This is a genomic window from Streptomyces sp. NPDC002690 (assembly GCF_053592415.1).
In genome coordinates this window covers 1-9906 of the sequence record NZ_JBSFVR010000284.1, presented here as the reverse complement: position 1 = coordinate 9906, position 9906 = coordinate 1, and the positions used below count along the sequence as shown (strand labels likewise).

Annotated in this window: 6 protein-coding genes; all 6 read right to left on the bottom strand. The window is 70.7% G+C overall.

Annotation, left to right across the window (positions count from 1 at the left end; translation table 11 throughout):
• Positions 1-123: 123 nt before the first annotated feature.
• Complete coding sequence (locus ACWD3D_RS27410; RefSeq protein WP_451463461.1) at positions 124-1542, bottom strand: hypothetical protein; 1419 nt, start codon at positions 1540-1542, stop codon at positions 124-126.
• Between the two features lie 291 nt (positions 1543-1833).
• Positions 1834-2823 carry a substrate-binding domain-containing protein gene (locus ACWD3D_RS27405; protein ID WP_451463460.1) on the bottom strand — a complete coding sequence of 330 codons (990 nt, stop codon included), beginning with the start codon at positions 2821-2823 and terminating at the stop codon, positions 1834-1836.
• A 269-nt stretch (positions 2824-3092) separates the two neighbouring features.
• Entirely contained in the window at positions 3093-5645 is a 2553-nt protein-coding gene (locus tag ACWD3D_RS27400) for a hypothetical protein (protein ID WP_451463459.1), read from the bottom strand.
• The gene (gene pstS, locus ACWD3D_RS27395; RefSeq protein ID WP_451463458.1) at positions 5642-7393 is read right to left on the bottom strand and encodes a phosphate ABC transporter substrate-binding protein PstS; all 1752 of its coding nucleotides are present in this window, start codon (positions 7391-7393) and stop codon (positions 5642-5644) included. The genes ACWD3D_RS27400 and pstS overlap by 4 nt, the downstream gene beginning before the upstream one ends.
• Positions 7394-7500: 107 nt before the next feature.
• Positions 7501-8787 carry a phosphate ABC transporter permease PstA gene (gene pstA / locus ACWD3D_RS27390; RefSeq protein ID WP_451463457.1) on the bottom strand — a complete coding sequence of 429 codons (1287 nt, stop codon included), beginning with the start codon at positions 8785-8787 and terminating at the stop codon, positions 7501-7503.
• A 75-nt stretch (positions 8788-8862) separates the two neighbouring features.
• The coding region (gene pstC, locus ACWD3D_RS27385) for a phosphate ABC transporter permease subunit PstC (RefSeq protein WP_451463456.1) at positions 8863-9906 on the bottom strand (1044 nt) is incomplete at its 5' end.

Here is a 9906-nt window from a genome sequence, read left to right as displayed (position 1 = left end):
CGATGCGCCTCCGGGACATGGGTGCGAGGTGTGCGACGGTGCGCGTCCGAGGAGCCGCGGCACGCGCAGCACCATGACTAACGCGTGGCCAAGGCCGCGGCGGACGGGTCGGTCGGGGACGGGTCAGTGACGCGGGGTGCCGAAGTGGAGCATGCCCCTGCGGCGTACGTGGATGACGAGGGCGGCACCGGCGGAGATCAGCGCGAGGCCACCGAGTGCGGCCGTGCCGAGCTGGGCACCGGTGGAGGCGAGTACGCCGCCGCCCGAGCCCGAGCCCGAGTCGGTGCCGAGGCCGCCGGTGTCCGAGCTGCCACCGTCCGAGCCGCCGGTGTCGCCGGAGCCGGAGCCCGCGGTGGAGGCGTCCGGACTCGCGGTGTCGCTCGGGTCGTCCGTCGGAGTGCCGCTGGGGTCGCCGGTCGCGTCAGCGCCCGTGGTGAACGCGAACTCGACGCTCTGCCCGCCGGACCCGTCCTCCGCCAGCGTGAGGGCGTGGTCGCCGTCCTCGATGTCGTCGGGCACGGTGAACGCGTAGTCCGTGACGGTGCCTTCGGCGTCGGCGGTCGCGTCGGTGAGGGCGGTGCCGCCGTCGAGGTCGGCCTTGACGGCGGCCGCCGCCGCGAATCCGTGCGCGGTGATCTTCACGGTGTCACCGGGCTCCAGCGCGGGGTCGGCTTCGAGGGGGTTGCCTTCGGAGTCGGTGACCACCAGGTCCTCGGACCCACCGGGGGCGGGAGTCGTGGGGGGAGGGGTGGTGGGGGCCCCGACAGCGACGACCTGGCCGTCGGTCACGGACGGCCCGTACTGCTGGACGTCGGTGGGAGTGAAGGTCGTCCGGAAGTAGATCGCGCCGGGCGTCGACGGTGCGGTGAGGGTGAACTCCGCTTTTCCGTCCGTCGTGTCCTTCTCGGCGATCGTCACGGGCTCGGTGTTCACACCGGCCATCGAGGCGAGAGTGATCCGCCCGTTCGCGCCCTCCGGGACCACCGTGGTGACCAGGGTGTAGTCGGCGCCCACCACGGGGTTCTCGGGAACGCTGGAGAGCGTGACAGTGGTGGCCTTCTGCTCCAGGACCGACCAGGAGTCCCCTTCCACCTTGATGAGGGCGGTGAAGGCAGGTGCGTCGGCCGCCGACGAATCACAGGTGAGGCCCACGGTGTAGACACCGTCGAACGAGCCCTCGGGGATGGCCTGCAGCAGGCGCTGTCCCAGGGTGCGGTGGAGGACGGCCGGGACAGCTGTCTTCAGCTCCCCGGCGAACGGACCATCGGTGGTGGTCGCCGCGTCGTTCGTGAAGTTCGCCAGCTTGAGGCCGACTCCGTCCTGACCGGGCAGGACCACCATGAGCGACGGTGCCCCGACCGACCCGGCGGGGCACGGACCGTCGGTCTCGGCGCGGGACGCGATGAGCGGATCATCGATCTTGCCGCTCGCCGGGGTGAGTGTGAGCGATCCGACGGTGCTGAACGCGTGTGCCTGCGTGGCCATGGCGAGCAAGGCCGCGAGCGCGGCGAACAGTAGGGCACACGTCGTCAGCAGTGCCACGGGCGATCTCAGTGGTGCCAAGCGGTTCATGGGCGATGTCCCCCAGGAGAGCGATAGGTGGATGGATGGGATGGATGGATGTGTGGGCGGGCCGGGCCGGTGGAGTGCCCACCGTGATGCGCGTCGGGCCGGCCAGGCGGTGTCCGGCGGATCAAGGCCGGGCGGACGATCTCGGTCCGCTGGACACCGTCCGGTCGGGGTTCGTCGGCGACGGCGGTCCCCGGACGGGATACGCCGGGGGGCCGGGCACCCGTGGGGTGCCCGGCCGTGGTGCGCGGCGGTGCGGTGTGACTAGTTGTTGCCGGTGATCGTGGTGGCGCCGCAGGCGGTGCCGAGGGAGCCGAATCCGTAAGAGGTGATGGTGGAACCGGCGGCGCAGACCTTGGAGGTCGAGCCGACGAACGTGGAGGCGATGGTGGCGTCGGTGAGCTTCGCGGTCGGGACGACGTTGTAGACGTCACGGGTGAAGGTGAAGCCGGTGTTGAGGGCGAAGGCCGAGGTGTAGGGCGCGGTGCTGTTGACCTGGATCAGGTCGGTCGTTCCGTGGATGTCGCTGACCTTGGCGTTGACCTGGGCGATGTACTGGGCCACCGAGTACGGGGCGATGTCGCCGGCGGTGTTCAGGGCGACGCCGTTGTTCTCCTGGACCGTCTGGTCGACGCAGGACCCGACCTGGGCGTCCGTCAGGCCGAGCTTCTCCAGGAAGAAGGAGCGGGTGCCCGAACCGGTCTGTGGGAGCAGCGGGGTGAGGGTCACGCCGTTCAGCGTGGTCGTGCTGCACGTGTAGATGGACGCCAGCTGCGCCGTGGTGAGGTTCTGGGCGCCGGCGGCGTAGAGCGCGCTGTCGGTGCGGACCGCGACGGAAACCGCGTCCTTCGCGAAGGGGATCCAGGTGAGGGTGGAGCCCGCCGTCTTGACACCGCGCGAGGAACGGGCGAAGTCGATGCAGTCGACGGTGGTGTCGGCGACATCGGCGGCCAGGGCGGTGATGCCGGCCGAGGAGCCGTTGGGCCGGTTGACCACACAGTTGGTCGCGCGGGTCTTGATCGTCGCCGAGCCGGTGGCGTCGTACGAGGCGATGATCTTGGCGTTGGAACTGTTCAGGACCACATTGCCGAGGGCGTTCACGACGTCCTGGGTCGTGTCCGAACCGACACCGGCGAGGGTGCGGTACTCGGCGGCCGGCGGGTCGGCGATAGCGGCCGGGGCGGCGAAGGCGCCGAGGGCGAGAGCGACAGCACCGACGACGGCACCGGCACGAACACGAGACGTGACGTTCACTGTTTTCTCCTCCGTGGAAACGGATTCCATGCGTACGGATGACAAGGAAGGGAGCAGTGGAGCAATCCGGATTTTCGCGCTTCCGGCCCGTCGGCCGGCGGTGCTCACACTTCCGGATCGGCGGGCCTGTGACCACAAATCCGAAGGGCGGATCAAGTGAATGGATTGTTTCCTGCGCCACCCGTAGAGGTTCCGGAGGTGCCGCTGGGAAATCGCGCTTTCCCGGAGATGATTTCTCCTGGAAAGCGCGAATCCCGTGCACCGGATTCTTAAGAGCCGGCCGCCGCCTCCGTCCCGCCCCTGCGCGCGGCGAGGCGCAGCAGGACAGGCCCGGACAGGGAGGCCGCGCCGCCCAGGACGAGCACGCCGAGCAGGACCCAGCGGACCGCGCCGAGCAGTTCGGAGGGAGTGGTGCCGGACGCCGCCGTGGCCGTGGTACTCCCTCCCGCGGCGATGGCGGCGGTGCCGCCCGCCGCGCCCCCGGACGCCGGGGACGTTCCGGACGTACCGGTGGACCCGGACGCCTCCGTGGAGCCGCCCGTCGAGCCGGACGAAGCCGATTCCGTACCGCTCGTGCCGGAGCCGCCGCCCGAGGTGGTGCCGCTGTCGCCCCCGCCCGTGGAACCACCGTCCGCGGAGGTCCCGCCTTCGGGGACCACGCCCTTCTCCAGTGCGGTCGCGGCCGCGAGCGCCTGGGTACGCAACTGCTGCGGCAGCGGGGCGTACCCGGCCGGCAGTTCGCCGGCCGCGGTGCCGGGGGTCTGCCCGTCACCCGCGGCGTACCGGATGACCTTGGCGTAGTCCGCGCGGGCATCCTGCGGCTGGTCGACGGATGCCGCGGCGTAGACGACGGAGGTCAGCGGGTAGGCGCTGCCGCGTACCTTGGCCGGGTCGGTCGTCTTCACTCCCGGGACGGCGGAGTCCGGCATCTGCGTGACCGCCTTGAGCATGGTGGCAGTCGTCGGCTTCACGAAGGTGCCGTCGGCGTTGGGCAGGGCCGCCACGTCCAGGAGGTACCGATCGGCGGAAGCGGTGTCCGCGATACCGATCTCATGAGCGTTGTTCAGCTTGGGACGCGTACCCGACAGCGCGAACTGCGTCGTCGCGTTGCAGATGAATGCCAGCCCCGAGTAGCCCCGCCGGATCTTCAGCGCGGTGCTGTGCATGTCGTTGGCGTAGGGCACCAGGTTCTGGCTGCTGTATTCGACGTTCTCGCACTGGGTGGCGGTGGATGTCGTGTCGCTCTTCGGGTAGTAGTCGAAGGGATCTTCGGTCAGTCCCAACTCCTTGTAGCTGGTGTTGAGATGCATTCCCCACGGGTCGGGCTCACCTTCGAGGAATGAGCGGGCGTCGTCGTTCTGGATGAGATAGCGCCACAACATGCGCGCCGTGTCGGAATTCTCCAGGCCCACGACCATCCCGTTCGGTGCCTCTCGCCCGGCGGTGACCTCAGGATTCAACTGGAGGAATTCCGGGTCCGCCGCGATCCGGATGGGATTGCCGGCGACGGTGTCTGGTTCGGGTTGGCCGTAGATGCCCATGCGTACGTTCTCCACGTACGACTCGGTCAACAGCTTCGCCAGGAGCCGCTGGTTGAGCCGGAGCCGGCTCACGTGATGGGAGACCGCGTCGGCTTCGTAGTTCCAGAGGAAGCCGATCGTGAGGCCGCTGACCGCGACCGGCGCGTGCACCACCGGTGCGCCGTCACCGCCCGTCTCCACCGGGTCCACCGTGTAGGCGAGGCCGGGCGAGGTGTCCGTGGGTGCGGTGATCGCCGAGCGGGCCGTCTCCTCGCCGGCCTGCGTGAAGGTGAACCGGTGGGTCCCGCCGGCGCAGAGCTTGCTCTGCCACGAGGTCATCGCGTCGGTGACCAGCTCGGAGCCGATGGTGCGCCGTTCGGGCTTGTCGGGGTCGCAGTTGTCGCCCACGGGAAGGAAGTCGAGCCGGAACGTCAGGCGCTGGTCCCAGATCGACTGGCTCAGCGCACTGGCCGCCGCGGGGGACGACGAGGACTCCGCCAGTCGGCCGTCCGGGTTGTGGTCGCCCCGCGGGACAGCGACGAGCCAGCACGGCTGGATCGCTCCCTCGGCGTTCCGGCGGGCTCCGCAACCCAGGTGCGGTGACTCCACGGAGGTCCGCACCTCGAAGATGGCCTCACCCGATCCCCCGGAGTCGTTCGCCACCCAGGGAATGTTGTTGGTGTCCCCGTCGGTGAAATAGGTGAAGTCGAAGGCTCCCGTCGTCGTGGCGCCGCTGACCGGCCGGAAGGGAACGAACTTGTTGCCGCCCAGGGGTTCGTCGGGGAGATCGGCGTAGTCGCCCTCGGCAGGGTCGGCGTCCGAGCTCGGTACGAGCGCCCGCGTGGAACCGGGAGAGGCGCTGCTCGTCGCCCCGAACTCGCACTGCTCGCGCGAGGGCCCCGCGTCGGGATCGTCGCCCCAGCACTGCATCAGTTGCATGAAGTCCCGGGCCGGCTCCGTGGTGCCCGGAGTAGCGCCCGTCCAGGAGACCTTGACCGCCTGCCCCCGCAGGTCCTTGGTCTGGCTGACCGTCACCTTCAGCGTGGAGAAGTCGTCGTACGGCCCCTTCCTGCCGGTCTTCGTCACCGCGGAGCCGTTCTGCTCCGCCGCGCTCGCCGGGGTGTCGCCGCCCGGCGGCACCGGCAGCACGGCGAGCACGAGAGCCGCCGTCAGCGCGCCCATGCCGGCCACGACCCGGCGCCGCGCGGACACGAGCCGCCCTGGTGCCGTCACACGCGTGCGGCGCACGAGCGGTCTCCTCTCCTCCGGCTCGCCGTTGTGGGTCTTCCGCGCGCCGCTCATGCCGCGTCTCCCCTGCGCCGGGCGCGGGCGGCCATGGCCCGTGCGGTCAGCGGGGGTACGACGACCAGCGCGACGAGCAGCAGTGCGGAGAGGGCCATCAGCGCGCCGCGCAGCCCGAGGCCGCTGCCCGAGGCGAGGGTGACCGGGTTGGCGACGACCGAACTGTCCCCGACGGCCGTCGAGTCGGTGATCACCTCGCCGGTGTCGGGGTCGACCGTGGTGCCCGTGGTTCCGTCCGTCCCGCCCGTACCGCCTGCGGTCGCGTCGGGCTGTCCGTCCCCGTCCGTGTCCGTGGCCGCGCCGCCCGTGCCCGCGGTCTCCGAGCCTTGGCCGCCGGTGGAACCACCGGTCGCCGTGGCGCCGCCCGTCGAGGTCGTGGTGCCGGTCGTGCCGCCCGCGGAGGAGCCGCCGGTGCCGGAAGCACTGGGCTTGACCGGGGTGGTGCGGGTGTCACCGGCGGTGCCGGTGGTGCACTGGGTGGGGCCCTGCTTGTCGCACGCCTTCGGCTGGGGCGCCTTCTTGGCCAGGGTGTTGGTGCCGTCGCTGGAGAAGGTGGGGTTGCGGCACTTGTTGATGTCGATCGCGGAGGTGGGGGCTCCTGGCACCTTGCGCAGCTGGTCGAAGCCGGCCTGCACCAGGTTCTTCGGGAGCGGCGAGTAGCCGAGCTCCTCCGCCTGCTGCTGACCGTCGCAGAGGAAGTAACGGCCGAACGTGCCGAGGGAGTTGCCCTTGCTCTTGGTGAAGCCGGCCTCCTCCTTCGTCGGCAGGATCATGTAGCTGTAGCTGGACAGCGGGTAGGTGCGGTCGTCGCCGTTGCGGTAGACGCCGTCGAGGATCTGGGTGAGGTAGGAGGGGCTGCTCTTGTCCGTGTTGATCTTCGCGCCGAGCAGGCCGACGGCCACGCTGGCGGCGGTCGGCTCGACGTAGTAGCCGGACGTGTTGAGCATCTTGGCGACCGGGAAGCCCGTCTTGAGGGCGTAGGAGTACTCGACGTAAGTGATCGCGCCTTCACCGGACGCCTGGCGGACGTGACCGGCGACACCGTTCGACCCGGACTTGGCGATCATCGAACTCCCGCCGAGGAGGGGGTAGTTCGAGGTCATGCCACAACCGCTGCCGCGGCCGGTCTTGTTGCAGTAGGCGTTCCAGACCGATGTCTGCTCCTTCGCCAGCCAGGTGGTGAACTGGGCGGTCGTGCCGGAGCCGTCGGAGCGGACGACGGGGATGATCTGGCGGGCGGGCAGGGTCAGGCCGGGGTTGTCGGCCTTGATCGCGCCGTCGTTCCAGCGGGTGATCGCCCCGGTGAAGATCTTCGCGATGACCGGGCCGGAGAGCCGCAGGTTGGTGACCCGCTTGCCGTTGATCTTGAGGTTGTACATGAATGACGTACCACCGGCGACGATCGGCATGTAGGCGTAGCCGCGCTGCGGGGGCGAGTCCCGGACGCCCTGTTCCGTCAGCCCGTACGGGATCTCGGAGACGGCGAAGTCCACCACGTTGTTGCGGAACTGCTCACGGCCCTGGGAGGAGCCGTTGTCGGTGAAGTTGACCGTCATGCCGAAGTTGGCCTTGACGTTGCGGACCCACTGGGTGACCGCGTTGGCGCTCCAGGTGGAGCCGGAGCCGGTGATCTTCGCGTACGAGGCGGCCTCGGCGACGGGTGCCCGGACGGCGGAGAGCGCGCCGAACACCAGTAGCAGGGCCAGCAGCATCACCCCCGAACGGGCGGGGACGGTGGCGGGTCTCACGATGTTCTCCTTGGCGGCGTGCGGGTGCGCGGCACGCAGGTTCGGGGTGTGCGGTGCGGGGTGGAGCGGGGGGTCCGGGTGCGGCGCGCGGCCGTCGGCGCGGCGCGTCACGGTGTCGTGGGGTACTGGTGCGGGTTCGGCGCCGGGCCGGTGGACGGCTCCGCGGGGCGTACGGGGCCCCGCGCGGCGAACCGGGCCGCGTCCCGGCGGGAGGCGGTGACACGGCGGTGCTCCTGGCCGCGCGAGAGCTGCCCCGGTCCGCGTCCGCCCAGCACCCGGGCGATGACGAACAGCAGCAGCACCAAGGCCATGAGCAGTGCGGCGGTACCGAATCCGCGCGAGATCATGTTCGGCTCGGGCGAGCGGACGAAGGTGAAGGTGGCCAGCGGCAGCGACACCATCGGCCCGGAGAACGGGTCCCAGTTCATCTCGGCGGTGAAGCCCGCCGTGAGGAGCACCGGCGAGGTCTCGCCGATGCCCCGGGCGGTACCGAGGATGACCGAGGTCGTCAGCCCGGACCGGCAGGTCGGCAGGACGACGTGCCAGACCGTCCGCCAACGGGAGGTGCCCAGGGCGTAGCTGGCCTCGCGCAGGGTGCCGGGCACCAGCCGGATGACGACGTCGGCGGCGCGGATCACGATCGGCAGCATCATCACGGAGAGCGCGAGCGCCGCCGCGAAGCCGGAGCGGTCCATGCCGACGGCGAGGATGACGGTCGCGTAGATGAACAGGCCGGCCACGATCGACGGCAGCGCGGTCATCGCCTCCACCACCGTGCGCACGAAGCGGGCGAAGGCTCCGGGCACCTCGTTGAGGAAGACCGCGCACACCAGCCCGATCGGCACGGTGACCAGCAGCGCGATGGTGATCATGATGAGCGTGCCCACGGCCGCGTGCAGCGCGCCACCCACCGACAACGGCTCCAGCGGACCGGCGAACCGCATGTCCTCGGTGAAGAAGCTGAGGTGCACCAGCGCCTTGCGGCCCTCGAAGAGCGCGTAGACGACGACGTAGACGAGGATCGCCACCAGCAGCAGTCCGAGGGAACGGATCACGGCGGCGGCCACCCGGTCCACGACCGCCGGGCCGTCCTCGTCCAGCGAGACCACCAGCGCGTACAGCCCCAGGAAGAGGAGGTACGCCACGACGACGAACCCGACCACGCCGTTGAACGGCGTGAGGCGGGCGAAGACCAGCCAGGTCAGCGAGAGTGATCCGGCGGCGGCGCCGAGCAGGGCGTACAGGTCGGAGGCGCGGAGCGGGGACAGGGCCCGGCGGCGCTCGCCGGCGGGGTCCTTGGTACGGGCGGGCCCGGGCAGGAAGGTACGGGGCGCGGCGCCGGGGGCTGGGTCCGCGCCACCGGTCGCGCGGGGCGCTTCAGGGGCCAGAGTCATGGTCGTAACGCTCATTTCTGGGGCAAGAAACCGGGCAGAACCGGGCGCGTACCGCGCGGGGTGCGGGCGGCGCGCTCACGCGTCGCTGGATGCGCCGGAGCGGCTGCGGGCGACGATGGACGAGGCCGCGAAGTTGACGATCAGCGTCATGACGAAGAGGGCGAACCCGGCCGCCATCAGCGCCGACATCCCGAACTCGCCCGCCTCGCCGTAGCGCAGGGCGATGAGCGAGGAGACGGAGCTGGTACCGGCCTGGAGCACGTGCCACTGGACGTCGAAGGTCAGCGAGATGACCATGAAGACACCGATGGTCTCGCCCAGCGCGCGGCCGAGCCCGAGCATCGTGCCGCCGATGATGCCGCCCTTGGCGAAGGGCAGGACGACGCTGCGGATCATGCCCCAGCGGGTCGCCCCGAGGGCGTAGGCGCCCTCCCGCTCACCGGCCGGAGCCTGCGAGAACACCTCGCGCATGATCGAGCAGATGATCGGCGCGATCATCATCGCGACGACCAGCCCCGCGAGCATCGAGGACGAGGTGTAGACGCTCGGCGGCGACAGCGGGTCGTCCGGGTCGGCGCCCTCGACGCCGAACACCGGTATCCAGCCGAGGTAAGTGGCGATCCACCGGGCGGTGGGCACCACCTTGTCCTGGAGGAAGAAGAACCCGAACAGGCCGTAGACGACGGACGGCACGGCGGCCATCAGGTCGACCACGCTGATGAGGGTGCGGCGCAGCCTCGGTGAGGCGTACTCGGAGATGTAGAGCGCGGAACCCAGCGCCAGCGGGAACGCGAAGACGATCGCGATCAGGGCGATGAGGACCGTCCCGACGAGCACCGCGGCGATACCGAAGTTCCCCGCGTCGGGGGCCCATTGGGAGGTCGTGAGGAAGGACCAGCCGGCGTCCGCCAGGGCCAGGCGGGCCCGCGCGAAGAGGAACCCGCCGACGAGCAGCATCACCAGCAGGACGAGGGTCCCGCCGGAGCGGGCGACCGTACGGAAGACCTTGTCCGGCAGGCCGGGGTCCGCGTACAGCCGCCGCGGAGCGTCGCCGCCCGCCGCCGCGGCGGGGGGGGGCCCGGCGGGGGAACCGGCGGGCGGGGGGGCGGGGGGCTGGCC

What these genes read in the sequence shown, in the direction of transcription:
- ACWD3D_RS27400 (WP_451463459.1), bottom strand. Translation starts at nt 5,645, where the DNA reads ATGAGCGGCGCGCGGAAGACCCACAACGGCGAGCCGGAGGAGAGGAGA.
- pstA (WP_451463457.1), bottom strand. Translation starts at nt 8,787, where the DNA reads ATGACTCTGGCCCCTGAAGCGCCCCGCGCGACCGGTGGCGCGGACCCA.